Source organism: Streptomyces sp. S186, from assembly GCF_051603415.1.
Lineage (GTDB): Bacteria > Actinomycetota > Actinomycetes > Streptomycetales > Streptomycetaceae > Streptomyces.
Genome location: NZ_CP193932.1, coordinates 5024923 through 5050000 on the forward strand (window position 1 = coordinate 5024923; position 25078 = coordinate 5050000).

Here is a 25078-nt window from a genome sequence, read left to right on the forward strand (position 1 = left end):
GCCCCCGGGCCACCTGCAGAAAAGCCCCATAATCCCGCCAACCCCGTCCCCCCCCGCAACGCAACGCCACCACTCACCGCAGCACACCCACCACGAAAAGTGATTCCGCGAGGAACAAATCACTCTCCGTAATCGTTGCGAGTAAAAGGAAGCAGCGAGCGAGGCCCCGCAGCGCCCGACCGGGTCCCACCCCCGTATCCCACTCCCGACCGCCTGACCTTCGCCTAACCTGGCCGCATGCCCGCCACCCGCACCTGGGTCCCGCCCGGCCCGTACGACCTGCACCGCACCCTCGGGGTGCTGCGACGCGGTCCCGGCGACCCGGCGTTCGCGGTCCGCGGCCACGAGATCTGGCGGGCCTGCCGCACCCCCGCCGGCCCCGGCACCCTGCGCCTGGCGGCCCGCCCCGCCGACGGCCACGTCGCGGCCACGGCCTGGGGCCCCGGCGCCGAGTGGCTACTGGACCGCCTGCCGGAGCTGCTGGGGGAGCCCGACGCCCCGGAGGCCCTGACGGCGCGCCACCGCGTCGTCCACGAGGCACGCCGCCGCCACCCCGGCGTCCGGCTGGCCCGCACCGGGCTGGTCCTGGAGTCGCTGATCCCCTCGATCCTGGAGCAGAAGGTCACCAGCGACGAGGCGTACCGCGCCTGGCGGCTGCTGCTCCAGCGCCACGGCACGCCCGCGCCCGGCCCCTGGGACCGGCTGCGGGTGATGCCCGACCCGCACGGCTGGGCGCTGATCCCGTCCTGGGAGTGGCACCGCGCGGGCGTCGACGCCAAGCGGTCGTCGGCGATCCTGCGGGCGGTCCAGGTCGCGGCCCGCATGGAGGAGGCCGCGCGGATGGACCTCGCTGACGCCACCCGCCGGCTGACCGCGATCCCGGGCATCGGCCCCTGGACGGCCGCCGAGACCCTCCAGCGCGCCCTGGGCGCCCCCGACGCGATCACCGTCGGCGACCTGCATCTGCCGAAGATCGTCGGCTATGCGCTCACCGGCCGGCGCGGCACCACCGACGAGGAGATGCTGGAGCTCCTCGCGCCCTACGAGGGGCAGCGGCACCGCGCGGCCCGGCTGATCCTGCTCTCCGGCCTGGTACCGCCGCGCCGCGCCCCGCGCTTCCCGGTGGGCGACATCGCCCGACTCTGACCGGCCGACTGTGACCGGCAGATGCAGGTCGCCGACGGTGCCGGCCCCGCGACTATGACCGGCCGGCTGGGGCGCCGCAGACCGGTCGACTGCGTCACCGGACACTGACACGCGAGTGCCTCGCCGAACATTCGCACGAGAGTGCACGAGAGTGCATGCGTGCATGTCAGGGAACTGACACGCGACTTTGTCACTCACGCGAAGGTGTCACCGGAAGCTCGCGAAGGTGTCACCGGACGCTGACGAAGTCCTCCACCGGCCGTGCCGGCCGCTCCCGCGGCGGCGACGCCGGGCGGCCGATGGCCACCGCCCCCATCGGCTCCCACTCCGTGGGCAGTTCCAGCGCCTCGCGGACCACGTCGCGGCAGAACATCGTCGAGGAGATCCACGCCGACCCCAGCCGCTCGCCGGCCAGCGCGACCAGGAAGTTCTGGATGCCCGCGCCGTGCGCGACGACGAACATCTCGCGCTCGGCGGCGCCGCGCCGCGCGTCCGGGTAGGCGTGCGCGCCGTCCAGCACCATGCACGGCACCGCCAGATACGGCGCGTTGCGCAGCACGTCGCCGCGCCGCACCCGTTTGGCGATGGCCTCCTCCGACTTCCCGTCCGCCCGCAGGTCGGCCACCCACGCGTCCCGCATCGCGTCCAGGAGGCGGGTCCGGGCCTCCGCCGACTCCAGGAGGACGAACCGCCACGGCGTGGTGTGGTGCGGCGCCGGCGCGGTCAGCGCCGCGGCGACCGCGCGCCGCACCGCCCCTGGGTCCACCGGATCGTCGGTGAACTCCCGGACCGTGCGCCGCAGCGTCACCGCCTCCCGCACCGCCTCCGACGTGCCCAGCCGGAACATGTCGTCCGCCGCGTTCCGCACCAGCGCCCGCGCCCCCGGATCGTCCGCCTCCCCGACCCGGTCCCCGGAGCCGGACACGGAGACCGAGTCAAACGTGGACGATGGTGTTGGCGCCGAGCCGGATACGGATGCCGAGCCGGACACATCAGGCATGGACGCCGAAGACACCGACGCCGAGTCGGCAGCCAGCGCGGCCATGTCCCCCGCCGGCATGCCCGCCGACACCGGCGTACCCCCCGACACCGGCCTGCTCCCGGCCACCGGCAACACGACATGCGGCAGCCCCCGTACCACCGCCACCGGCAGCCCCGTGGCCTTGCCCTTCACCAGGTCGCCCGCGGCGGCGAGTTCGTCCGCGGTGGCCACGATGGTGGCGACCAGCGGATTGCCGTACGCGTCGGTGCCGCCGCGCAGGTCGTCCAGCACCCGCACCCCGGCCGCCCCGATGGCGACGTCGGTCAGTCCGCTGCGCCAGGGCCGCCCGAAGGTGTCGGTGACGACGACGCCGACGTTCACGCCGAGCGCTTCGCGCAGCCCGGCCCGCAGCGCGCGGGCCGACGCGTCCGGGTCCTCGGGCAGCAGCAGGATCGTGCCGGACGGGGTGTTGGAGGCGTCCACGCCGGCCGCGGCCATCACCAGTCCGCGGCGGTTCTCCACGATCCGCAGGGTGCCGCGGCGGGCCACCACCCGCACCGTCTCGGCGTCGATGGCCGCCTCCCGGTCGGCCGCCTCGACGAGCCGGCCCTCGGCCTTGCTGATGATCTTCGAGGTGACCAACACCACGTCGCCGTCGGCCAGTTGGGTCGCCCCCGGACCGTTCGCCGCGGCCGCGATCAGCTTGACGAGGTCGTCGCCGGGCCGCACCTCGGGGAGGCCCGGCAGCGCCCACACCCGGTATCCGGGCGCCTCCCGGTATCCGGGCGCCTCCGCCGCCCCGATGATGGCCCCGGTAGTGCCCGTACCTCCTCGGGTCATGCCCGTACCTCCTCGGCCAGCGCCAGCGCCTCGCGGGCCATCGCGGCGGTGGCGTCCAGGTCCGTCATCATCAGCGGCACCGCCCGGCAGCGGACTCCCGCCGCCTCGACGTCGGCCACCGCGCCCGCGTCCACGCCGTCGACCAGCCAGCCGTCCAGCAGGCCCGCGCCATAGTGCCGGGCCACCGCCGCCGCGGTGGACTCCACGCCGACCGCCGCCAGCACCTTGTCGGCCATTCCGCGCACCGGGGCGTCCCCGACGATCGGCGACAGGCCGACGACCGGAGCCGCCGCCTCCGCCACGGCCTCCCGGATGCCCGGTACGGCCAGGATCGTGCCGACGCTGACGACCGGGTTGGACGGCGGGAAGAGGATCACGTCGGCCGCGGCGAGCGCCTCCAGCACGCCGGGCGCCGGCTTGGCCTGCTCGGCGCCGACCGGCACCACGGCCAGCGCCGGCACCGACGCCCGCAGCCGCACCCAGTACTCCTGGAAGTGCACGGCCTTGCGCTCGCCGTTCTCGTCCTCGACGGCCACATGGGTCTCGACCCGGTCGTCGGACATCGGCAGCAGCCGCACCCCGGGCTGCCAGCGGGCGCACAGCGCCTCGGTGACGGCGCTCAGCGGGTAGCCTGCACCCAGCATCTGGGTCCGGACGATGTGGGTGGCGAAGTCCCGGTCGCCCAGCCCGAACCACTCCGGCCCGACGCCGTACGCGGCGAGCTCCTCCTTCACCCGGAACGTCTCGTCCGTACGGCCCCAGCCCTGCTCCTCGTTGATGCCGCCGCCGAGCGTGTACATCACGGTGTCGAGGTCGGGACACACCTTCAGCCCGAACAGGTGGATGTCGTCACCGGTGTTGCCGATGACGGTGATGTCCGCTTCCGGAGCCGCTGCCTTCAGTCCCCGCAGAAAGCGGGCGCCGCCGATACCGCCGGCCAGAACCACAATGCGCATGGCGGTAAGTCTGTCAGCCGCGGGCTGATCCACGAGGGGCGGTGGCCGGGCGACGGGTGGGCTGTCGGCCGCGGGCCGATCCGCGAGGGGCGGTGGTCCGGCGAGCGGCCGGGGTCAGTGGGCCGCCGCCTCCCCGGACGGGGCCGCGCAGCGGGCGCTGTACGGGGCGAGCGGCGCCGTTCCGGCCGCGTCGGAGTGGGACGTCGGGGACGTCGGGAGCATCGGCATCTCGGTGAGGCCGGGGAAGTACACGTGCAGGCTGACGGCCGGCGCCAGCGCGTCGTTGACGACCTCGTGGGCGTAGCCGGGGGCGAAGACCCGCTGGGCGCCGGCGGCCAGGGTGCGCGGCCGGCCTCCGGCGTGTTCGGTCAACTCGCCTTCCAGGACGGTCAGTACGCCCGAGGAGGGGCCGTGGTCGTGGCGGCCGCTGCCCTGCCCGGGGACCCAGGACAGCAGCCACACCTCGTAGCCGGGCCCGGTGCGCAGCCGGTGGTACCAGCGGGTGGTGGCGTCGTAGCGGACCAGCGGGGCCCAGGCGGCGCGGTCGGCGGCGATCGCGCGGGCCAGGCCGGCGAAGCCGGCGACGGTGGTGGGGTGGGCGGGGACGGGCGGCAGCAGGTGGGGGATGGCGAGCGGGTCGCCGGCGATCTGGACGTCGCTGTTCATGACGGGGTTCCTCGGCGGAAGTGCGAAGGGGCGCGCTGGGGTCCCGGCCCGCGGTGGCGGGGGACGGGTGCGGCACGGCGCGGGGCGTTCCCGGTGGGGGCGCGGCGCGGTGGACGCGGGTGGAGCGGGGGCGCCGGCCGGGATGAGGCGGGCGCGGTGGGCTGGAGCTCAGTGGCTGCGACAGCTGGAACAGCGACAGCGGGCCTGCACGGCGCAGAGCGACCCGTAGGAACGGGTCAGTCGGTGCGCGGAGGTCGCTGGCATGCGGTCAAGGAGACACGGGGCAGTGGTGCGCTGTCAAACGGGGAGCGGCGCGCCGGGGTCCGTTCACCTCATCCGGTTACCCGGTACGGAGAAAGGTTTGTGCAGCCCATCGCGGGGAGATGCGGTCAGCAACCGCGCCCGGGGCGGCCGTTGCGGTCCTGTGATCCGGCTGTGATCTTCCCCGCTCCGAGGGTCGGGGTGCAACGCGAAGGCCGTCAGCCGGCGTCTCACTCGGTGAGAAAGGGGCCACGGGTCAACCGCCCGGGGAAGTGTCCTGGTTTTGCATGATTTGAACACTTTCCGCATACGCTTGGTTCCGCAGAGTGAATAAGAGGCCCAATAGCAGATCTCGGCTTGACTGGCCCGGATCAGCACACTTGTAATTTCACTCGTGTCGTTCAGCCGTTTTCGATCACGGCTTGATCACGGGGAAGTAAAGACAGACGAGGGGCGCACATGACCGAGCTGTTCCAGGAATTGCTGGTCGAGGAGGCGGACGAGGAGCTCGGCTGGCAGGAGCGCGCACTGTGCGCCCAGACCGACCCCGAGTCCTTCTTCCCGGAGAAGGGTGGCTCCACCCGCGAGGCGAAGAAGGTCTGCCTCGCCTGCGAAGTCCGGTCCGAGTGCCTCGAATACGCCCTCGCCAACGACGAGCGCTTCGGTATCTGGGGCGGTCTCTCCGAACGCGAGCGCCGCCGACTCAAGAAGGCAGCCGTCTGAACCGTGACAGGCCAGCCCCCCGCACCAGCCGCCCGCGGCCGCGCCGACCACGCCGCCGCACCACCCCAACTCCCCATATCCCCCTATAGCGAACGCACCGCCTCCCGCGCACTGCCCGCCGGAGGCGGTCTGCTGTGTACGGAGCCGACCGGCGGGCCGGCGCGAACCATTAGTGTGGGGCCCCGTCCGGGTCACGCCCACACCGCCGGCGCGGCGTGCGCGTGTCCCTCGTAGTCCGTCGCAGTGTCTTCCGGGGCGGGGGCCTTCAGCGACTTCGCCGCGGGCCCCGACTCCCGGGTCCGGAGGGCCCGTACCTCGATGTCCGTGCACAGCCAGCCGGCGGCGCAGTCCGCCCCGTACGCAGCCGCCACACCAGAGTTCCCACGGCACGTCGTCACGGCCGTGATCGTCTCGCACGACGGCGGCCGCTGGCTGCCCGACGCACTCGCCGGACTGCTCTCCCAGGAGCGTCCGGTGCAGAACGTCATCGGTGCCGACACCGGCAGCGCGGACGACTCCGCCCGGCTGCTCGCCGAGGCGATCGGCGACGACCGCGTGCTCCACCTCGCCCGGCGCTCCGGATTCGGCACCGCCGTCGACGAGGCGGTCCGCGCCGCCCCCGTCCTCGGCCCCGACGACCTGGCCTATCTGCGCCGCCCCAGCGGCTGGGACCCGGTCAGCCGGACCTGGCACGACGAGGCGTACGACATGCCGGAACTCCCGCACGGGGAGCCGGTCCAGTGGCTGTGGCTGCTGCACGACGACTGCGCGCCCGCCCCGGACGCGCTCGCCGAACTCCTCCGGGTCGCCGACGCCAGCCCCTCCACCGCCGTCGTCGGCCCCAAGCTCCGCAGCTGGTACGACCGCCGGCAGCTCCTGGAGGCGGGCGTCAGCATCGCCCGCAGCGGCCGCCGCTGGACCGGCCTGGACCGCCGCGAGCAGGACCAGGGACAGCACGACCAGGTCCGCCCGGTGCTGTCCGTCTCCACCGCCGGCATGCTCATCCGCCGCGACGTCTACGAGCAGCTGGGCGGCTTCGACCGCCGGCTGCCGCTGATGCGCGACGACGTCGACCTGTGCTGGCGCGCCCAGGCCGCCGGCCACCAGGTCCTGGTCGCCCCCGACGCCGTGCTGCGGCACGCCGAGGCCGCCGCCCGCGAGCGCCGCCCCATCGACTGCGTCGGCCGGTCGGTCGCCCGCCCGTCGCCCGACCGCCACCCCTCATCGAAGCGCTTCGCGCTGCGTGGTTCGACTCCGCACCGCGTCGACAAGGCCGGCGCCGTCTACACCCTGCTCGCCAACACCCGTGGCGCGCTGGTCCCGTACACCCTGCTGCGGCTGCTGATCGGCACCCTGCTGCGGGTCGTCGCCTACCTCGTCGGCAAGGTCCCCGGGCAGGCGCTGGACGAACTCGCCGGACTCTTCGGCACCCTGCTCCGCCCCGGCAAGATCCTCGCCGCGCGCCGGCGGCGCGGGAAACCGGCGGTCGACGCGGGCGAACTGCGGGCGCTGTTCCCGCCGCCCGGCGCCACCGTCCGCGCCACCGTCGAACAGGTCGCCGGCAACCTCGCCGGCCGTGCCGCCCCCGACGTCGCCTCCTCCGGCCGGCACGGCGCCGTGGAGTCCGGGCCCGGCGGCGACGACGCCGACTACCTGGAGATCGAGCAGTTCGCGCGGCTCAAGCGGATCGCCCGCCGCCCCGCGCCGGTGCTCTTCCTCGTCCTGCTGGTCGTCTCGCTGATCGCCTGCCGCGACCTGCTCGGCGGCGGCTCGCTCGTCGGCGGCGCACTGCTGCCGGCGCCGGACGGCCTCGGCGGCCTGTGGTCCTCCTACGCCGACAGCTGGCATCCGGTCGGCGTAGGCGACACCGCCTCCGCACCGCCCTACCTTGCGGTGCTCGCCGTGCTGTCCACGCTCTTCCTGGGCAGCACCGGCTTCACCCTCACCCTGCTGCTGGTCTGCTCCGTCCCGCTGGCCGGCCTCACCGCCTACTTCGCGTCCCGCCCGCTGGTCGCCTCCCGGCTGCTGCGGGCCTGGGGCAGCATCGCCTACGCCTTCCTGCCCGCCGCCACCGGCGCGCTCGCCGGCGGCCGCCTGGGCACCGCGCTGCTGGCCGTCCTGCTGCCGCTGATGGCCCGCGCGGGCATCGCGGCCGCCGGGCTGCGGCTGGCGCCCGGCACCCGGCCCGGCTGGCGCGCCGCCTGGGCGTACGCGCTGCTGGTGACCGTCGCCACCGCCTTCACCCCGATCGTCTGGCCGATCGCGGTCGTGCTCGGGGTGGCGCTGCTGGTGCTGCGCTTCCTGGACGGCAGCCGCGGCATGCTCACGGGGTATCTGCTGCGGTTCCTGGCCGTGGTGCTGGCGCCGCTGGTGGTGCTGGCGCCCTGGTCGCTGTCGCTGCTCGCGCACCCGGCGGGGTTCTTCCGCGAGGCCGGCCTCGACTTCGGCGCCGGCTCGGCCTCCGTGCTGGACCTCGTCGGGCTCAGCCCGGGCGGCCCCAAGGCCGTCGGCGGGCTGCTGCTCCTCGGCATCGTGCTGGCCGCCCTCGGCGCGACCCTGCGCGACACTCGGCAGCGGACGATCCGCACCGCCTGGGCGGTGGCCCTGACCGGGCTGCTGAGCGCGGCGCTCGGCAACGGCTCCGGCTGGACCGGCCCGGCGATGCTCGTCTACGGCCTGGCGCTGCTGTGCGCGGCCGCGGTCGGCGCCGAGGGCATCCGCACCCGGATGACCGCGCTCGGCTTCGGATGGAAGCAGCCGGCCGCCGTGCTGGTCGCGCTGGCCTGCCTGATCGCTCCCCTCTACGCCGCGGTCAGCTGGATGATCACCGGTGCCTCCGGCCCGCTCCAGCGGCGTGACGCCACTCAGGTCCCGGCGTTCGTCGCCGAGGAGTCCACCACCACCGACCGGGCCCGCACCCTCGTCCTGGACGGCACCGCCGGGCACGTCTCGTACTCCCTGGTGCGCGGCTCCGGGGCCGTGCTCGGGGACGCCGACCTGGCCGCCGGGGCCGGCCCGGACAGCCGCCTGGACGACGTCGTCGCCCACCTCGTCGCCGGCTCCGGGGCCGACCAGACCGACCGGCTGGGCGGCTACGCGGTCCGCTACGTCCTCGTCCGCAAGGGCGCCCCGCGCGAGATGGGCCGCGTCCTGGACGCCACCCCCGGGCTGACCCGGCTCAGCCAGGAGGACGGCAGCGCCCTGTGGCGCGTCGACCGGCGGGTCTCCCGGATCACGATCGTCTCCGGGCAGACCAGGGAGGGCACCGGCAGCGGCGAGGCCGTGGCACCCGTCGCGGTGGCGGCCGGCCCGGTGGCGGCGCACGGCGCCAAGGTCCCCGCCGGGCCCGCCGGGCGGATCCTGCGGATCGCCGACGCCGCCGACGACGGCTGGCACGCCACCCTCGACGGCACCCCGCTCAAGCCCGTCACCGTCGACGGCTGGGCCCAGGGGTTCCAGCTGCCGTCCTCCGGCGGCCGGCTCGACCTCACCCACGACAACGCCCTCGGCCACACCCTCTGGCTGTGGACCCAGGGCCTGCTCGCGCTCGTCCTGGTCGTGATGGCGCTGCCCGGCCGGCGCCGGGAGGTCGACGACGACCTGCCCGAGGAGGCCGCCGTGCTCGCCGCCGCGCAGGTCCCGGGGGAGGGCCGCCGGGCCCGCCGGCTGCGCGCCCAGGCGGAGGCCGCCGGCACCGCCGCGCCGCCCGCCGACGCCGATGCCGGTGCCGGCATCCCGGCCGCCGGCACCGAGGAGCCCCCGGCCGCCGCCCCGGTCCCGGTCCCGGACCCCGTCCCGGCCGTCGACCCGTATGCCGCGGTCCCCGCCCAGCCCGCCTACGAGGACTGGCAGCCCGCCCCGGACGAGGACTGGCAGCCCGCCCCGGGCCGGCAGGCTCCACAGGCCGCCGACCCGTACCAGCCCGACCCGTACGGCGTGCCGCAGCAGCCCTACCCGCCGGCCGACCCGTACCAGGCCGGCCAGTACGGCGGCTACCCGGCCGACCCGTACCAGGCGGGCGCCTACGACCCGTACGGCTACGGCGGGCAGCAGCCGTACCCGGACGCCGGGCACGACCAGCACCCGCAGCAGCCCTACGACGGCACGACGTACCCCGGCGCCTTCCCCGAGCCGCGCCGTGACGGGAGCGAGCAGCAGTGAAGCGCACCATCCTGTCCCTGACCGCCACGGCCGCCGCGCTGGCCGCCGTCACCGGCGTCGCCGCGGTCGCGGCCCCCGGCGGCGAGCGCGCCGCGGCCCCCGCGGGCGGCACCTGGCTGCCCGTCCAGCGCTCCACGCTGGTCTGCCCGGCGCCCAGCTCCTCGGAGGTCGCCGAGACCGCCTACACCGCCTTCTCGCCGCCGGGCGCCGCGGCCGGCGCGGACACCAGGAAGGGCACCGCCCAGCTCCTGCCCACCGGCACCGTCGCCGACAGCCACGGCAACCCCGCCGGCAAGGGCGGCAAGGACGCCAAGGGGAAGGGCGGCAAGGGCGGTGCCGCGGACTCCGGTGGCCCGCGGACCGTCCCGCCGCCCGACACCAAGCCCGTCGTCCCGCTCCAGCAGGCCGGGAAGCCCGTCGTGGCGACCACCGACAGCCCCGGCGCGCCCGCCCTGGCCGGCTCCGCCGAGGGCGTGCCGGCCCCCGGCTGGACGGTCCAGCAGACCACCGCCGTCGCCGCCGGCTCCGGCCGCGGCCTGCAGGGCCTGAGCTGCACCGCCCCCGACACCCAGTTCTGGTTCCCCGGCGTCAGCACCGCGGCCGGCCGCACCGACTACGTCCACCTCACCAACCCCGACCCGGCCCCGGCCGTCGTGGACCTCGAAATGCGCGGCAAGGACGGCCCGTTGACGGCCGGCGGCGGCGGCGAGGACATCACCGTGCCGCCGCACACCACCGTCCCGGTGCTGCTCTCCACCCTCACCGGCAGCCCCGCCGACGGCGCCGCGCTGCACGTCAGCGTCCGCTCCGGCCGGATCGGGGCGGCCGTCCAGGCCGCGGACGCCAAGGCCGGCGGCGACTGGCTGCCGCCCGCCGCCGACCCGTCCGCGAGTGTCGTCCTCCCGGGCATCCCGGCCGACGCCACCGACGTCCAGCTGGTGGCCGTCGCCCCCGGCGACTCCGACGCCGACCTCACGGTGCAACTGGCCACCCCCACCGGCCTGATCACCCCCACCGGGCTCGACAGCCTGCACGTCAAGAGCGGGATGACCACCACCGTCGACCTCAAGGACGTCACCAAGGGCGAGGCCGGCTCGCTGGTCCTCACGCCCGCCGACGGCACCGCCGGCGCCCCGGTCACCGCGGCCCTGAAGGTCGTCCGCGGCAAGGGCGACAACCAGGAGACGGCGTTCATCCCGGCCACCCGGCCGGTCGAGACCCGCGGCACGGTCGCCGACAACCGCGCCAAGGGCGGCACCCTCACCCTCGTCGCCCCCACCAAGGGCAAGGACGCCAAGGTCAAGGTCACCGCGTCGGCCGGGAGCGGCGGCGGCCCCCCCGTCTCGAAGACGTACACCGTCAAGGGCGGCACCAGCCTCGCCGTCCCGCCGCCGCAGCCGTCCGGCCTCAAGGGCGCCTACGCGCTGACCGTGGAGCCGCAGCCCGGCAGTGGCCCCGTCCACGCGGCCCGGATGCTGGCGCTGCCGCAGGGCGGGGTGCCGGCCTTCACCATCCAGCCGCTGCCCGACGACCGCGGCTCGGTCCTCGTCCCCACCGCCGGCCAGGACCTGTCCCTGCTCACCCGCTGACCCGTCCCGGGCCGCTTCGCCGTCGACCCGCCCTGGACCCGGGCTCCGGTCTCACTCCTGCCCGTAGCGCGGGTCCACCGACTCCGGGGCCAGCCCGAGGAGTTCGGCGACCTGCTCCACCACGACCTCGTGCACGAGCAGTGCCCGCTCGTCGTGGCCCTTGGTGCGGATCTCCACCGGCCGGCGGTAGATCACGATCCGGTCGCGATATCCGCCGCCGGACGGCAGCGCCCGGCCCAGCGGCACGCCGTCCTCCTCCGTGAGCGCGTCCGGCCCGCCGTCGGGCCCGGAGCCGGGCACCTCCAGCACCAGGAAGTCGACCTGCGCCAGCTGCGGCCAGCGCCGTTCCAGGCGGTCCCGGGAGTCGTAGACGAGATCCGCGAACGCGTCGGCGCGGGTCACCGACAGCGGTACCTGGGGAGGCGCGATCGGGCCGCGCATGCCACGGCCGTGGCGGTCGCGGCGGCGGGGCCGCGGTTCCGCGGGACGGGGAGGTACGGGGCTGTCCATCAGATCGAGCGTAGCCCTCCCGGCACGACCCGTACGGCGTTGTGCGACAACGCGCCACTTGTCGTCGGGTGACCGGACCGGCCCCGGTTCGGTTCGTTTGCGACCCCGTATCGGATCGCCCCGCTCCCGCGCGGTGCCGCGGAATGACACGAAATGCACCACCTGGTGACGGGAATCCGCTCCCGGCCCGCACTCCCCGGCCCCGCTCCCGGGAGGTCCCGGCCGACGGGTGCAGGTCAGACGCATCGGACGAAGCGGGACGACACGGTTGGGTGAGCCGGGGGAGAGTCGTCGCGGCCCGCTCAAGAGTGCGGTACCGTCCAACGTCGTGAGCCCTGTACGTCGCTGTTCGCGCACTGCGTGCGGCCGCCCCGCCGTCGCAACGCTGACGTACGTCTACGCGGATTCGACCGCCGTGCTCGGTCCGCTCGCCACCTACGCCGAGCCGCACTGCTACGACCTGTGCGCCGAGCACTCCGAGCGCCTGACCGCCCCCCGCGGCTGGGAGGTCGTCCGCCTCGCCGTCGACTCCGGCCCGGCCCGCCCCAGCGGCGACGACCTCGAAGCGCTGGCCAACGCCGTCCGCGAGGCCGCCCGCCCCCAGGAGCGCGCCGCCGGCGGCACGGACACCCCCGCTCCCTCCGGCCGCGACGGCCACCCCATGGAGGTCGCCCGCCGCGGCCACCTGAGGGTCCTGCGCTCGCCCGACTCCTGACCGCCGCCCCCGGCCCGCTGCCGATCACGGCCGTTTCCCGGCCCCCGCGCGGACCCTACGGGTAGGTTTATGGACCCGTAGCGACTCCAGGAGGGCTGGCTGTGACTGATCTGTCGCAGATCGTGAAGGCGTACGACGTGCGCGGTGTGGTCCCCGACCAGTGGGACGAGCCGCTGGCCGAACTCTTCGGCGCGGCCTTCGTCGAGGTCACCGCCGCCGGCGCGATCGTCATCGGGCACGACATGCGCCCCTCCTCGCCCGGCCTGGCCGCCGCCTTCGGGCGCGGCGCGGCCGCCCGCGGCGCCGACGTCACCGAGATCGGCCTGTGCTCCACCGACGAGCTCTACTACGCCAGCGGCGCCCTGGACCTGCCCGGCGCGATGTTCACCGCCTCGCACAACCCCGCCCGGTACAACGGCATCAAGATGTGCCGGGCCGGCGCCGCTCCCGTGGGCCAGGACACCGGCCTCGCCGACATCCGCGCCCTGGTCGAGCGCTGGACCGAGCAGGGCGCCCCCGAGCCGGCCGCGGCGCGCGGCACCGTCACCCGCCGCGACGTCCTCACGGACTACGCCGCCCACCTGCGCTCCCTGGTGGACCTCACCGGCAGCCGCCCCCTGAAGGTCGTCGTCGACGCAGGCAACGGCATGGGCGGCCACACCGTCCCCACCGTCTTCGAGGGCCTGCCCCTCGACCTCGACGCCCTCTACTTCGAGCTGGACGGCTCCTTCCCGAACCACGAGGCCAACCCGCTCGACCCGAAGAACCTCGTCGACCTGCAGCAGCGGGTCCGCGAGACCGGCGCCGACCTCGGCCTCGCCTTCGACGGCGACGCCGACCGCTGCTTCGTCGTCGACGAGCACGGCGACCCGGTCTCCCCGTCCGCCATCACCGCGCTGGTCGCCGCCCGCGAACTGGCCAAGCACCCCGGCGGCACCGTCATCCACAACTGCATCACCTCCTGGTCCGTCCCGGAGGTCGTCAAGGAGCACGGCGGCGCCCCCGTCCGCACCCGCGTCGGCCACTCCTTCATCAAGGCCGAAATGGCCCGCACCGGCGCCATCTTCGGCGGCGAGCACTCCGCCCACTACTACTTCCGGGACTTCTGGAACGCCGACACCGGCATGCTCGCCGCCCTCCACGTCCTGGCCGCCCTCGGCGAACAGGACCGGCCGCTGTCGGAGCTGGTGGCGCAGTACGACCGCTACGCCGCCTCCGGCGAGATCAACAGCACCGTCGACGACCAGGCCGGCCGCCTCGCCGCCCTCAAGGCCGCCTACGCCGGCCGCGACGGCATCACCCTCGACGAACTCGACGGCCTGACCGCCACCGCCGCCGACTGGTGGTTCAACGTCCGCCCCTCCAACACCGAGCCGCTACTGCGCCTCAACGCCGAGGCCCGCGACCGGGCCACCGCCGACCGGATCCGCGACGAGGTCCTCGCCCTCATCCGCGGCTGATCGCCCCCCCCGGGAGGGCCGCCCGCACGGCGGCCCTCCCACCCGCCGAAAACCCCTCCGGGCAGGCCCGGCCCCCCGCTCCGGCGGTACGCTGGCCACGCCGCAACCACGCCGAAGGAGCACCCCGATGCCGGTCGACGCCAGCCTGATCCAGATCCTCGCCTGCCCGGCCTGCCACGCCCCGCTGGAGGACCGCACCGCCGCCGACCCGGCCGAGCTGATCTGCACCTCCGCCGACTGCGGCCTGGCCTACCCCGTCACGGACGGCATCCCGGTCCTCCTCGTCGACGAAGCCCGCCGACCCGCCTGACCGGCGCCACTCAGCCCACCCGGCGATCGGAGGCCGCGCCACCATGCTCGACGAGTCACTGCTCGACGCCCCCGAGGCGCTGGCCGGCGCCGACCGCTTCGGCCTGCTGCGCGGCGTCGCCGAATCCGGCGCCCGGGTCCGCACCGCCGCCCGCGGCGCCGCCGAGTCCGGCATCCCCGAGCTGAGCCCCGACGGGCGGCCGCGCGCCGTCCTCGTCGCCGGGCCCAGCCCTGCCGCCGCCGGCGTCGCCGACCTGCTGCGCGCCCTCAGCGGCGGCAGCTGCCCGGTCAGCCTCGTCCAGCCCACCGGCGTCGCGCCCGTGCCCGGCGCCCTCCGCTGGACGCTGCCCGGCTGGGCCGGCCCCCTGGACCTCCTCCTCGTCGCCGGCCCCGACGCCGCCGACCCGGGCCTGGCCGAACTCGTCGAGCAGTCCTACCGCCGGGGCTGCGCGGTCGTCGCCGTCACCCCCGCCGGCGGCCCGCTCGCCGAGGCCGTCGTCCAGGCCCGCGGCCTGCCCGTCCCCCTCGCCACCACCGCTTACGACACCGAGTTCGACGTCGAGGGCGCCCCGCCCGCCGCCCCCGGCACCCTCTGGTCCGTGCTCATCCCGCTGCTGGTGCTCGCCGACCGGATCGGCCTGATCAACGCCCCCGCGCACGCCGTCGGCAAGCTCGCCGACCGCCTCGACCAGGTCGCCGAACGCTGCGGCCCGGCCATCCCCACCTACACCAATCCCGGCAAGACCCTCGCCGCCGACCTCGCCGACGCGCTCCCGCTGATCTGGACCGAGGGCCCGGTCGCCGGCGCCGTCGGCCGCCACTTCGCCACCGAACTCGCCGGACTCGCCGGCCGCCCCGCCCTCCCCGCCGAGCTCCCCGAGGCGCTCACCACCCACCGCACCCTCCTGGCCGGCGCGCTGGCCGCCGGCGCCGACCCGGACGACTTCTTCCGCGACCGCGTCGAACAGCCCGCCGCCCTGCACGCCAGGATCGTCCTGCTCCGCGAGGCCGAAGCCGGCCCGCTCTCCGCCACCCGCGCCGCCCAGCAGCTCGCCGACGAACGCGACACCCCCCTCAGCGAACTGGAGCCGACCCCCGGCAGCGACCTGGAACGCGCCGCGGAACTCCTCGCCATCGCCGATTTCGGCGCCGTTTACCTGGCGCTCGCCGGCACCGGGTGATCATGGGGCCCGGGGCCGCCGCCCCGCGCCCCGCCGGACCACCCACGCCACGTCAGGAAGCAGCCGCCGCATGGACCGCCTCGTCAACACCGTGCGCCCCTACGCCTGGGGCTCCACCACCGCCCTCCCCGACCTGCTCGGCGTCCCGCCCACCGGCGAACCGCAGGCCGAGATGTGGCTCGGCGCCCACCCCGGCGCCCCCTCCCGCCTGGACCGCGGCCACGGCCCCGTCTCCCTCGCCGAGGTGATCGACGCCGACCCCGAGGCCGAACTGGGCGCCGACACCGTCCGCGCCTTCGGCCCCCAACTGCCGTTCCTTTTCAAGGTGCTCGCCGCCGGCGCCCCGCTCTCCCTCCAGGTCCACCCCGACCGCGCCCGGGCCGAAGCCGGCTTCGCCGACGAGGAGGCCCGCGGCATCCCCCTCGACGCCCCGCACCGCAACTACAAGGACGCCAACCACAAGCCCGAACTCCTCTGCGCCCTCACCCCCTTCGAGGGCCTCTGCGGCTTCCGGCACCCCGCCGAGGCCGCCGAGCTCCTGGAGAACCTGGACGTCCCCGACCTCAAGCCGTACGCCGACATCCTGCGCGCCGGCCCCGAGGAGGCCGCCCTGCGCGAGGTGCTCACCGCCGTCCTCTCCGCCGAACCCCACGCCCTCGCCGAGACCGTCGACCGCACCGCCACGGCCGCCGCCCGGCTCGCCACCAAGGGCGGACCGCACGCCGACGCGTACGCCGCCTGCGCCGGCATAGCCCACCACTACCCGGGCGACCCCGGCGTCCTCGCCGCCCTGCTCCTCAACCACGTCCGCCTCCGACCCGGCGAGGCCCTCTTCCTCGGCGCCGGCATCCCGCACGCCTACCTCGGCGGCCTCGGCGTCGAGCTGATGGCCAACTCCGACAACGTGCTCCGCTGCGGCCTGACCCCCAAGCACGTCGACGTCCCCGAACTCCTGCGCGTCGTCCGCTTCACCCCCCGCGCCCCCGGCGTGCTGCGCCCCGAGGACACCGGCGGCGAGGAGGTCTACGACACCCCCATCGACGAGTTCCGGCTCTCCCGCTTCGTCCCGGCCCCCGGCGGAGCCCCCCGCCCGCTGCCCGCCCGCACCCCGCAGATCCTGCTCTGCACCGCCGGCACCGTGCACCTCACCAGCGACACCGGCACCACCCGCGACCTCACCCTCACCCCCGGCGCCGCCGTCTTCGCCCCCGCCGGCGAACACCTCACCCTCACCGGCGACGGCACCCTCTTCCGCGCCACCGTCGTCGTCTGACGCCCGCCCGCGAACCGGCCACCGCACGACACCCCCGGGCCGGGCTGCGACAATGACCGCCGCACGACAGGGAAAGGGCGGCACAGCGGCCCGGTCTACGGAAGGGACACGGCGCACCCCATGAGCGCATCCGGCGGTACCAAGGCGATCGTTGCGGCGCTCGGCGCCAACCTGGCGATCGCCGCGGCCAAGTTCGTCGCCTTCGCCTTCAGCGGCTCGTCCTCGATGCTGGCCGAAGGCGTGCACTCCCTCGCGGACTCCGGCAACCAGGGCCTGCTGCTGCTCGGCGGCAAGAAGTCCCGGCGCGCCGCCACCGCCGAACACCCCTTCGGCTACGGCCGCGAGCGCTACATCTACGGCTTCCTGGTCTCCATTGTCCTCTTCACCATCGGCGGCGTCTTCGCCCTCTACGAGGGCTGGGAGAAGATCCGGCACCCGCACCCCCTGGACGCCTGGTACTGGCCGGTCGGCGTCCTGGTCTTCGCCGTCGTCGCCGAGGGCTTCTCCTTCCGCACCGCCGTCAAGGAGTCCAACGAGCTGCGCGGCACGCAGTCCTGGACACAGTTCATCCGCCGCGCCAAGGCCCCCGAACTCCCCGTCGTCCTGCTGGAGGACTTCGGCGCCCTGATCGGCCTCGTCCTCGCCCTCGCCGGCGTCCTGCTCACCCTCGCCACCGGCAACAGCGTCTGGGACGGCATCGGCACCATGGCCATCGGCACCCTGCTGGTGCTGATCGCCCTCGTCCTCGCCGCCGAGACCAAGTCCCTGCTGCTCGGCGAGGCGGCCGGCCCCGAACAGGTCGCCAGGATCCGCGAAGCCCTCGTCGACGGCGACGTCGTCACCCGCGTCATCCACATGCGCACCCTCCACCTCGGCCCCGAGGAACTCCTCGTCGCCGCCAAGATCGCCGTCGAGCACGACGACACCGCCACCGAGATCGCCCGCGCCATCGACGCCGCCGAGGCCCGCATCCGCGAAGCCGTCCCGATCGCCCGCGTCATCTACCTCGAACCCGACATCTACGACGAGCAGGCCGCCGCGGCCCAGCCCCCCAGCGGCACCTGACGCCCCACCCGTCACCGGCCCCGCACCCCGCGCGGCGCACAGAACAAGCCAACCCGCAAGCCGACGCGGTCTGGGGCCACGGAGCCGATCGGTGTAGATTCGGGGGCAGTGCCAGACGTCGCTGCTGATGGCGGTCGGGCGGCCCGCTACCGCGGACCGGCCGAGGGAGAGAGGGCCTCCGACGGACTGCGCTGCGGCAAGGGGAGAGGTGTAGCAGCCTCCACGTAGGCTCAAGTGCGCCCGGTCACGCGCCGGGGACCCCGACCCGCGCCGCAGACTGCCCGAATTGCCCGACCGACCTCGACATCCGAGGAGCAGCCCGTAATGACGACAGCAGCCACCGGCCAGGACTTCAAGGTCGCCGACCTGTCCCTCGCCGCCTTCGGCCGCAAGGAGATCACCCTCGCCGAGCACGAGATGCCCGGCCTGATGGCGATCCGCAAGGAGTACGCCGACCAGCAGCCCCTCAAGGGCGCCCGGATCACCGGCTCGCTGCACATGACCGTGCAGACCGCCGTGCTGATCGAGACCCTGGTGGCGCTGGGCGCGCAGGTCCGCTGGGCCTCCTGCAACATCTTCTCCACCCAGGACCACGCCGCCGCGGCCATCGCCGTCGGCCCGCACGGCACCCCCGAGGACCCCCGGGGCGTCCCGGTGTTCGCCTGGAAGGGCGAGACGCTGGAGGAGTACTGGTGGTGCACGGAGCAGGCGCTGACCTGGCCCGGCACCCCCACCGGCGGCCCGAACATGATCCTCGACGACGGTGGTGACGCCACCCTCCTCGTCCACAAGGGCGTCGAGTACGAGAAGGCCGGCCAGGCCCCCGCCGTCGAGACCGCGGAGAACGAGGAGCACCGCGCCATCCTGGAGCTCCTGAACCGCACCCTCGCCGAGAACCCGCAGAAGTGGACCCGTCTGTCCTCGGAGATCCGCGGCGTGACGGAGGAGACCACCACCGGCGTGCACCGCCTCTACGAGATGCAGCGCGACGGCGTCCTGCTCTTCCCCGCGATCAACGTCAACGACGCGGTGACGAAGTCGAAGTTCGACAACAAGTACGGCTGCCGCCACTCGCTGATCGACGGCATCAACCGCGCCACCGACGTCCTGATCGGCGGCAAGACCGCCGTGGTCTGCGGCTACGGCGACGTCGGCAAGGGCTGCGCGGAGTCGCTGCGCGGCCAGGGCGCCCGCGTGATCATCACCGAGATCGACCCGATCTGCGCCCTGCAGGCGGCGATGGACGGCTACCAGGTCACCACCCTCGACGAGGTCGTCGAGACCGCCGACATCTTCATCACCACCACCGGCAACAAGGACGTCATCATGGCGTCCGACATGGCGCGGATGAAGCACCAGGCGATCGTCGGCAACATCGGCCACTTCGACAACGAGGTCGACATGGCCGGCCTGGCCAAGCTCCCGGGCATCGTCAAGGACGAGGTCAAGCCGCAGGTCCACACCTGGACCCACCCGGACGGCAAGGTCCTCATCGTGCTCTCCGAGGGCCGCCTGCTCAACCTCGGCAACGCCACCGGCCACCCGTCGTTCGTGATGTCGAACTCCTTCGCGGACCAGACCCTGGCCCAGATCGAGCTCTTCACCAAGCCCGAGCAGTACCCGACCGACGTCTACGTCCTGCCCAAGCACCTGGACGAGAAGGTCGCCCGCCTCCACCTGGACGCGCTGGGCGTCAAGCTCACCACCCTGCGCCCGGAGCAGGCCGCCTACATCGGCGTCGAGGTCGAGGGCCCCTACAAGCCCGACCACTACCGCTACTGAGCCGCCGCCGGCCCGTCCGCGGGCCGGCAACCGGCACCTCCAGCAGCCGCTGGCACCAGGCCCTCGCCCTCCCGGCGGGGGCCTGGCCCGCAGAAACCCCGGAAAGCCCCGCGCCCCCGGCACACCGCCCCACCCGCCCGTCGCAAGGACCGCACCACCATGCCCCGCGGCCACTACTCGCTCCACGACCCGCACGACCACACCCCCCTCGGCGAGGAACACTTCCACTGCGCCACCGGCCCCTCCGGCTGGCGCTACGTCTCCCAGATCCTCGACACCGCCGGCGAGCACACCGGCTCCGTCGACCTCACCCTCGACGACCTCGGCCGCCCGATCCGCCTCCAACTCACCTGCGCCGCCTGGCAGGTCCGCGGCGCCGCCCTGGACGGTGTGACCTGGGTGCGCACCGACCCCACCGGCACCCACGCCACCGAGGGCAACGCCGCCGCCCACGCCTTCACCGGCGCGTCCCCGGCCTTTCTCGTCGCCACCGCCCGCCTGCTGCGCCCCACGCTCGGCGCCGGCGCCACCCGCGTCCGCCTCGTCGCCCTCACACCCCCCGTCCTCGCGCCCCGCACCCTCGACCAGGCGTGGGCTCTGCTCTCCAGCACACCACACGCCACTGACATCGCCCCGCTCGTCGCCGACGAGTACCAGGTCACCGACCTCGAAACCGGCGAACAGCACGCCGTCCACCTCGCCGGCGACGTCGTCCTCTCCGCCCCCGGCATCGAACTCGAATCCCTCGACACCCCGCCGTCGACGTTCAGTTGACGCCCCGACGGCGCCGGACCCCGCACACCGGAGACGGGCCCGGCTGCCGCCCCCCTCCAGGGCCGCCTCACACGGGCGGCGCGAATCCCGTCCCGCTCCGCGGCGCCTGCCCACCGCCCGTGCCCGAAGCCCCCGACACCCCCGGCGTCTGCCCGGCCACCCCCGCGGTCCCGCCCGCCCCGGCACCACCGGACGCACCACCCGCCGCCCCCTGCTCGGTCATCCCCGTACCCCCGGGCGCCACCCACGCCCCGCCGGCCGCGGAAGCACCGCCCCCGGGGACGCCACCCGAAGGCGCCGCCCCCACAGCCGCCCCCGCGGACCGGGCCGTTCCCGGCTCCACCCCGGCCACACCGCTCTCCCCGAACGCCCGCCGGGACTCCCGCCCCTGCCGCTCCTGCACCACCGCGGCCAGGTACACCGCCGGGTCCACCCCCGCCGGCATCTCCGCCCCCGTGAAGCCCCGCAGATCCCCGGCGAGCCGCGCGGCCAGCACCGCGCCGGCCTGCGGATCCAGCTCGCCCAGCCGCCCCAGGTACTGCCGCACCGCCAGCCACCAGCCGTCCGGCACCCGCGACAGATCGAGCCCCCCGACCTCCCCCGCCAGCCACGGAGGCGGCGCCGGCAGCAGCACGCCCCCGCCCTCCGCCTCGGGCACCCGCTCCCGGATCACCAGCGTCCCGGCGAACACATCGCCCAGCCGCCGCCCCCGGGCGGACACCAACGACGCGATCGATGCCACCACCCCGAACGTCATCACGATCTCGACGGCCCCCATGGCACCCCGCACCAGCGCATGCCGGAACCGGATCGGCCCGCCGTCCTCCCGCACCACCCGCAACCCGCAGATCAGCTTCCCCAACGACCGCCCGTGGCTCAGCGTCTCCACCGCGATCGGAATCCCCACCTGCACCAGCACCAGCGTCGCCACCTGCAGGGCCGCCAGCACCGCACCGTCCAACGAGGACGCGGCGCTCACCATCACCAGCGTCACCGCGATGTACGTCCCCCAGGCCACCGCCAGATCGACCAGCACGGCCAGTCCCCGGCTCGCCAGCCTGGCCGGCCGCAGCCCCAGCACCACCGCCTCACCCGTCACCAGCTGACTCACACGCCCCACTCCCTCTCGGCCCTGCTCACCGGCCCGCCATGGCGCGACCGCTCGTGACACCGCGGTCCCTCCCTGAGGTCCAGGGCCCCGCGTCCGGCCAGTCTGCCAAGCTGGCCCGGCACCCACCCACCGCGCTGCGAGGAGCGACCCCGGTATGGACCTCGATGTCTTCGTCACGGCCCACAGTGCCGAATGGGACCGCCTGGAAACCCTGCTGCGCCACAAACGCCGTCTCACCGGCACCGAGGCCGACGAACTCGTCACCCTCTACCAGCGCACCACCACCCACCTCTCCCTCCTCCTCTCCAGCGCCCCCGACCCGGCCCTGACCGGCCGCCTCACCTCCCTCGTGGCCCGCGCCCGCAGCAAGGTCACCGGCGCCCGCAAGTCCTCCTGGCGCGACGCCGCCCGCTTCTTCACCACCTCGTTCCCCGCCGCCGTCTACCGCCTGCGCCACTGGTGGATCCCCACGGCGGTGCTCTCCCTCACCGCCGCCGCCCTCCTGGGCTGGTGGATAGCCGCCCACCCCGAGGTCCAGTCCGCCCTCGGCGCCCCCCAGGAACTGCGCGACATGACCCGCCCCGGCGGCGAGTACGAGACCTACTACTCCAACCACCCCGCCGCGGCCTTCGCCGCCCAGGTATGGACGAACAACGCCCAGGCCGTGGCCCTCTGCCTGGTCTTCGGCGCCTTCCTCGGCCTCCCCGTCCTCTGGGTCCTGCTGGAGAACATGCTCAACCTGGCCGCCGGTCTGGGCCTGATGTCCTCCGCGGGCCGCCTCGACGCCTTCCTCGGCCTGATCCTTCCGCACGGCCTCCTCGAACTGACCGCCGTCTTCGTCGCCGCCGGCATCGGCCTCCGCCTCGGCTGGACCGTCGTCGACCCGGGCCCCCGCACCCGCCGCACCGCCCTGGCCGAGGAGGGCCGCACCGCCCTGGGAGTCGCCGTCGGCCTCGCCGCCGTCCTCTTCGTCTCCGGCGTCCTCGAAGGCTTCGTCACCCCCTCCGGTCTCCCCACCTGGGCCCGCATCACCATCGGTGTCCTCGCCGAGCTGGCGTTCCTCACCTACGTCTACGTACTGGGCGGCCGCGCCGTACGCGCCGGGGAGACCGGCGACGTCGACGCAACCGACCGCGCCGCCCTCCTCCCCACCGCCGCCTGATGTGCACCCACCCTCCCTGACCTGCTAATCTCCTCTTCGCCCCACAACCCGTTGACACGGGTGGCAGGGGGAGGTAGATTCAAACGGTTGCAAGGAACTGGACAGGTTCGATCGCAACGGTTAGTTTCATCTCCGCTCCAGTTGGACTGCACGGTTTGGACTGCACAGTCGACGGAGCGCATCGACCACTGACAGAAGCTTCGATCCGTCATGTGGATCGAATGCCTCTGATAAAGTCGGAAAAGTCGAGAGACGAAAACCCTCCGACGGGATTTCAGAACGGAATTCGAACCGGCCGCCGAGCGGCTCGGAACGGAAAGAAGATCTGATAAAGTCGGAAAGGCCGGAAAGCGAAAGCGAAACGGCCGACCCCGCTCCAGCAGGGGGCCAGAGACGGAAACGGATCTGGTAAGGTTGGAACCGCGAGAAAGCCGAAAGGCCGGATCGCACCGGCGAAAATCAGAGCCGAAAGGATCTGATAGAGTCGGAGACGCAAGACCGAAGGGAAGCGCCCGGAGGAAGCCCGCGAGGGCAGGCCGAAGGAAGCGTCCGTTCCTTGAGAACTCAACAGCGTGCCAAAAGTCAACGCCAGATATGTTGATACCCCGTCTCCAACATCACGTTGGGACGAGGTTCCTTTGAAAGACCTCTCGACCTGTTCGGGAGGCACACACAGCGAGGACGCTGTGAACCATGGGGATTATTCCTCCCCATGGTTCCGCTCAACGCGAGTGTTTTTTGCCGGATTACCGGTAAGCATTCACGGAGAGTTTGATCCTGGCTCAGGACGAACGCTGGCGGCGTGCTTAACACATGCAAGTCGAACGATGAACCGGCTTCGGTCGGGGATTAGTGGCGAACGGGTGAGTAACACGTGGGCAATCTGCCCTTCACTCTGGGACAAGCCCTGGAAACGGGGTCTAATACCGGATATGACGCGCGACCGCATGGTCTGTGCGTGGAAAGCTCCGGCGGTGAAGGATGAGCCCGCGGCCTATCAGCTTGTTGGTGAGGTAATGGCTCACCAAGGCGACGACGGGTAGCCGGCCTGAGAGGGCGACCGGCCACACTGGGACTGAGACACGGCCCAGACTCCTACGGGAGGCAGCAGTGGGGAATATTGCACAATGGGCGAAAGCCTGATGCAGCGACGCCGCGTGAGGGATGACGGCCTTCGGGTTGTAAACCTCTTTCAGCAGGGAAGAAGCGCAAGTGACGGTACCTGCAGAAGAAGCGCCGGCTAACTACGTGCCAGCAGCCGCGGTAATACGTAGGGCGCGAGCGTTGTCCGGAATTATTGGGCGTAAAGAGCTCGTAGGCGGCTTGTCGCGTCGGATGTGAAAGCCCGGGGCTTAACCCCGGGTCTGCATTCGATACGGGCAGGCTAGAGTTCGGTAGGGGAGATCGGAATTCCTGGTGTAGCGGTGAAATGCGCAGATATCAGGAGGAACACCGGTGGCGAAGGCGGATCTCTGGGCCGATACTGACGCTGAGGAGCGAAAGCGTGGGGAGCGAACAGGATTAGATACCCTGGTAGTCCACGCCGTAAACGTTGGGAACTAGGTGTGGGCGACATTCCACGTCGTCCGTGCCGCAGCTAACGCATTAAGTTCCCCGCCTGGGGAGTACGGCCGCAAGGCTAAAACTCAAAGGAATTGACGGGGGCCCGCACAAGCAGCGGAGCATGTGGCTTAATTCGACGCAACGCGAAGAACCTTACCAAGGCTTGACATACACCGGAAACGTCTGGAGACAGGCGCCCCGTGGTCGGTGTACAGGTGGTGCATGGCTGTCGTCAGCTCGTGTCGTGAGATGTTGGGTTAAGTCCCGCAACGAGCGCAACCCTTGTTCTGTGTTGCCAGCATGCCTTTCGGGGTGATGGGGACTCACAGGAGACTGCCGGGGTCAACTCGGAGGAAGGTGGGGACGACGTCAAGTCATCATGCCCCTTATGTCTTGGGCTGCACACGTGCTACAATGGCCGGTACAACGAGCTGCGATACCGCGAGGTGGAGCGAATCTCAAAAAGCCGGTCTCAGTTCGGATTGGGGTCTGCAACTCGACCCCATGAAGTCGGAGTTGCTAGTAATCGCAGATCAGCATTGCTGCGGTGAATACGTTCCCGGGCCTTGTACACACCGCCCGTCACGTCACGAAAGTCGGTAACACCCGAAGCCGGTGGCCCAACCCCTTGTGGGAGGGAATCGTCGAAGGTGGGACTGGCGATTGGGACGAAGTCGTAACAAGGTAGCCGTACCGGAAGGTGCGGCTGGATCACCTCCTTTCTAAGGAGCACTTCTTACTCGGACTTGGTTCGGGTCAGAGGCCAGTACATCAGCGAGTGTCTGATGCTGGTTGCTCATGGGTGGAACGTTGACTACTCGGCACGATTGGTGTGAGGACTGTTAGTAC

The 25078-nt window shown here is 73.2% G+C and carries 18 protein-coding genes and 1 rRNA gene; 14 read left to right on the plus strand and 5 right to left on the minus strand.

Annotated features, from left to right (window positions below):
- The first annotated feature begins 237 nt into the window (after window positions 1-237).
- Window positions 238-1146, plus strand: a complete 909-nt coding sequence (locus ACRAS8_RS21745) for a DNA-3-methyladenine glycosylase family protein (RefSeq protein ID WP_438487666.1) — start codon at window positions 238-240, stop codon at window positions 1144-1146.
- A 229-nt stretch (window positions 1147-1375) separates the two neighbouring features.
- Here ACRAS8_RS21745 and ACRAS8_RS21750 read toward each other — a convergent pair whose 3' ends face one another.
- From ACRAS8_RS21750 to ACRAS8_RS21760, 3 genes are all read right to left on the minus strand, one after another.
- A complete protein-coding gene (locus ACRAS8_RS21750) occupies window positions 1376-2968 on the minus strand; it encodes a coenzyme F420-0:L-glutamate ligase (protein ID WP_438487667.1) in 1593 nt (530 codons plus the stop codon).
- Window positions 2965-3924 (minus strand): 2-phospho-L-lactate transferase, encoded by a 960-nt coding sequence (gene cofD, locus ACRAS8_RS21755; RefSeq protein WP_438487668.1) that lies wholly within the window; start codon window positions 3922-3924, stop codon window positions 2965-2967. Before cofD ends, ACRAS8_RS21750 begins: the two co-directional genes overlap by 4 nt.
- 114 nt (window positions 3925-4038) lie before the next feature.
- Window positions 4039-4590 (minus strand): cysteine dioxygenase, encoded by a 552-nt coding sequence (locus tag ACRAS8_RS21760; protein ID WP_438487669.1) that lies wholly within the window; start codon window positions 4588-4590, stop codon window positions 4039-4041.
- A 720-nt stretch (window positions 4591-5310) separates the two neighbouring features.
- Between ACRAS8_RS21760 and ACRAS8_RS21765 the strand changes: the two genes are divergently transcribed.
- The 3 genes from ACRAS8_RS21765 to ACRAS8_RS21775 all read left to right on the plus strand — a co-directional run bounded on the left by ACRAS8_RS21765 (window position 5311) and on the right by ACRAS8_RS21775 (window position 11324).
- The gene (locus ACRAS8_RS21765; protein ID WP_003983763.1) at window positions 5311-5574 is read left to right on the plus strand and encodes a WhiB family transcriptional regulator; all 264 of its coding nucleotides are present in this window, start codon (window positions 5311-5313) and stop codon (window positions 5572-5574) included.
- A 318-nt stretch (window positions 5575-5892) separates the two neighbouring features.
- Window positions 5893-9735 carry a glycosyltransferase gene (locus ACRAS8_RS21770; protein ID WP_438487670.1) on the plus strand — a complete coding sequence of 1281 codons (3843 nt, stop codon included), beginning with the start codon at window positions 5893-5895 and terminating at the stop codon, window positions 9733-9735.
- Complete coding sequence (locus ACRAS8_RS21775; protein ID WP_438487671.1) at window positions 9732-11324, plus strand: DUF5719 family protein; 1593 nt, start codon at window positions 9732-9734, stop codon at window positions 11322-11324. Before ACRAS8_RS21770 ends, ACRAS8_RS21775 begins: the two co-directional genes overlap by 4 nt.
- A 51-nt stretch (window positions 11325-11375) precedes the next feature.
- Here ACRAS8_RS21775 and ACRAS8_RS21780 read toward each other — a convergent pair whose 3' ends face one another.
- On the minus strand, window positions 11376-11834 hold the full coding sequence (locus ACRAS8_RS21780; RefSeq protein ID WP_438487672.1) for a metallopeptidase family protein: 459 nt from the start codon (window positions 11832-11834) through the stop codon (window positions 11376-11378).
- Between the two features lie 268 nt (window positions 11835-12102).
- Here ACRAS8_RS21780 and ACRAS8_RS21785 point away from each other — a divergent pair, with 268 nt between their 5' ends.
- The 8 genes from ACRAS8_RS21785 to ACRAS8_RS21820 all read left to right on the plus strand — a co-directional run bounded on the left by ACRAS8_RS21785 (window position 12103) and on the right by ACRAS8_RS21820 (window position 20393).
- Window positions 12103-12549 carry a DUF3499 domain-containing protein gene (locus tag ACRAS8_RS21785; RefSeq protein ID WP_438487673.1) on the plus strand — a complete coding sequence of 149 codons (447 nt, stop codon included), beginning with the start codon at window positions 12103-12105 and terminating at the stop codon, window positions 12547-12549.
- A 101-nt stretch (window positions 12550-12650) separates the two neighbouring features.
- Window positions 12651-14009, plus strand: coding sequence for a phosphomannomutase/phosphoglucomutase (locus tag ACRAS8_RS21790; RefSeq protein ID WP_438487674.1), 1359 nt, complete (start codon window positions 12651-12653; stop codon window positions 14007-14009).
- Window positions 14010-14136: 127 nt separating this feature from the next.
- On the plus strand, window positions 14137-14319 hold the full coding sequence (locus tag ACRAS8_RS21795; RefSeq protein WP_438487675.1) for a Trm112 family protein: 183 nt from the start codon (window positions 14137-14139) through the stop codon (window positions 14317-14319).
- A gap of 43 nt (window positions 14320-14362) precedes the next feature.
- A complete protein-coding gene (locus ACRAS8_RS21800; protein WP_438487676.1) occupies window positions 14363-15499 on the plus strand; it encodes an SIS domain-containing protein in 1137 nt (378 codons plus the stop codon).
- A gap of 70 nt (window positions 15500-15569) precedes the next feature.
- Window positions 15570-16772, plus strand: coding sequence for a mannose-6-phosphate isomerase, class I (manA, locus tag ACRAS8_RS21805; protein ID WP_438487677.1), 1203 nt, complete (start codon window positions 15570-15572; stop codon window positions 16770-16772).
- Window positions 16773-16892: 120 nt separating this feature from the next.
- The gene (locus ACRAS8_RS21810) at window positions 16893-17837 is read left to right on the plus strand and encodes a cation diffusion facilitator family transporter (RefSeq protein ID WP_438487678.1); all 945 of its coding nucleotides are present in this window, start codon (window positions 16893-16895) and stop codon (window positions 17835-17837) included.
- A 324-nt stretch (window positions 17838-18161) separates the two neighbouring features.
- Window positions 18162-19619 carry an adenosylhomocysteinase gene (gene ahcY, locus ACRAS8_RS21815; RefSeq protein ID WP_438487679.1) on the plus strand — a complete coding sequence of 486 codons (1458 nt, stop codon included), beginning with the start codon at window positions 18162-18164 and terminating at the stop codon, window positions 19617-19619.
- 159 nt (window positions 19620-19778) lie between these two features.
- Entirely contained in the window at window positions 19779-20393 is a 615-nt protein-coding gene (locus tag ACRAS8_RS21820; protein WP_438487680.1) for a hypothetical protein, read from the plus strand.
- Window positions 20394-20460: 67 nt separating this feature from the next.
- Here the strand turns inward: ACRAS8_RS21820 and ACRAS8_RS21825 are convergent, their stop codons facing one another.
- A complete protein-coding gene (locus ACRAS8_RS21825; protein WP_438487681.1) occupies window positions 20461-21504 on the minus strand; it encodes an RDD family protein in 1044 nt (347 codons plus the stop codon).
- Window positions 21505-21658: 154 nt separating this feature from the next.
- Here ACRAS8_RS21825 and ACRAS8_RS21830 point away from each other — a divergent pair, with 154 nt between their 5' ends.
- Both ACRAS8_RS21830 and ACRAS8_RS21835 read left to right on the plus strand, forming a co-directional pair.
- Window positions 21659-22666: a stage II sporulation protein M gene (locus tag ACRAS8_RS21830; RefSeq protein WP_438487682.1), complete on the plus strand. Its 1008-nt coding sequence runs from the start codon at window positions 21659-21661 to the stop codon at window positions 22664-22666.
- A gap of 759 nt (window positions 22667-23425) precedes the next feature.
- Window positions 23426-24951 (plus strand): 16S ribosomal RNA (locus ACRAS8_RS21835).
- Window positions 24952-25078 lie beyond the last annotated feature (127 nt).

Bases quoted from the DNA above. Each gene is read 5' to 3' on its own strand.
- ACRAS8_RS21745 (WP_438487666.1), top strand. From the start codon at position 238: ATGCCCGCCACCCGCACCTGGGTCCCGCCCGGCCCGTACGACCTGCAC.
- ACRAS8_RS21750 (WP_438487667.1), bottom strand. From the start codon at position 2,968: ATGACCCGAGGAGGTACGGGCACTACCGGGGCCATCATCGGGGCGGCG.
- cofD (WP_438487668.1), bottom strand. From the start codon at position 3,924: ATGCGCATTGTGGTTCTGGCCGGCGGTATCGGCGGCGCCCGCTTTCTG.
- ACRAS8_RS21760 (WP_438487669.1), bottom strand. From the start codon at position 4,590: ATGAACAGCGACGTCCAGATCGCCGGCGACCCGCTCGCCATCCCCCAC.
- ACRAS8_RS21765 (WP_003983763.1), top strand. From the start codon at position 5,311: ATGACCGAGCTGTTCCAGGAATTGCTGGTCGAGGAGGCGGACGAGGAG.
- ACRAS8_RS21770 (WP_438487670.1), top strand. From the start codon at position 5,893: ATGTCCGTGCACAGCCAGCCGGCGGCGCAGTCCGCCCCGTACGCAGCC.
- ACRAS8_RS21780 (WP_438487672.1), bottom strand. From the start codon at position 11,834: ATGGACAGCCCCGTACCTCCCCGTCCCGCGGAACCGCGGCCCCGCCGC.
- ACRAS8_RS21795 (WP_438487675.1), top strand. From the start codon at position 14,137: ATGCCGGTCGACGCCAGCCTGATCCAGATCCTCGCCTGCCCGGCCTGC.
- ACRAS8_RS21800 (WP_438487676.1), top strand. From the start codon at position 14,363: ATGCTCGACGAGTCACTGCTCGACGCCCCCGAGGCGCTGGCCGGCGCC.
- manA (WP_438487677.1), top strand. From the start codon at position 15,570: ATGGACCGCCTCGTCAACACCGTGCGCCCCTACGCCTGGGGCTCCACC.
- ACRAS8_RS21810 (WP_438487678.1), top strand. From the start codon at position 16,893: ATGAGCGCATCCGGCGGTACCAAGGCGATCGTTGCGGCGCTCGGCGCC.
- ahcY (WP_438487679.1), top strand. From the start codon at position 18,162: ATGACGACAGCAGCCACCGGCCAGGACTTCAAGGTCGCCGACCTGTCC.
- ACRAS8_RS21820 (WP_438487680.1), top strand. From the start codon at position 19,779: ATGCCCCGCGGCCACTACTCGCTCCACGACCCGCACGACCACACCCCC.
- ACRAS8_RS21830 (WP_438487682.1), top strand. From the start codon at position 21,659: ATGGACCTCGATGTCTTCGTCACGGCCCACAGTGCCGAATGGGACCGC.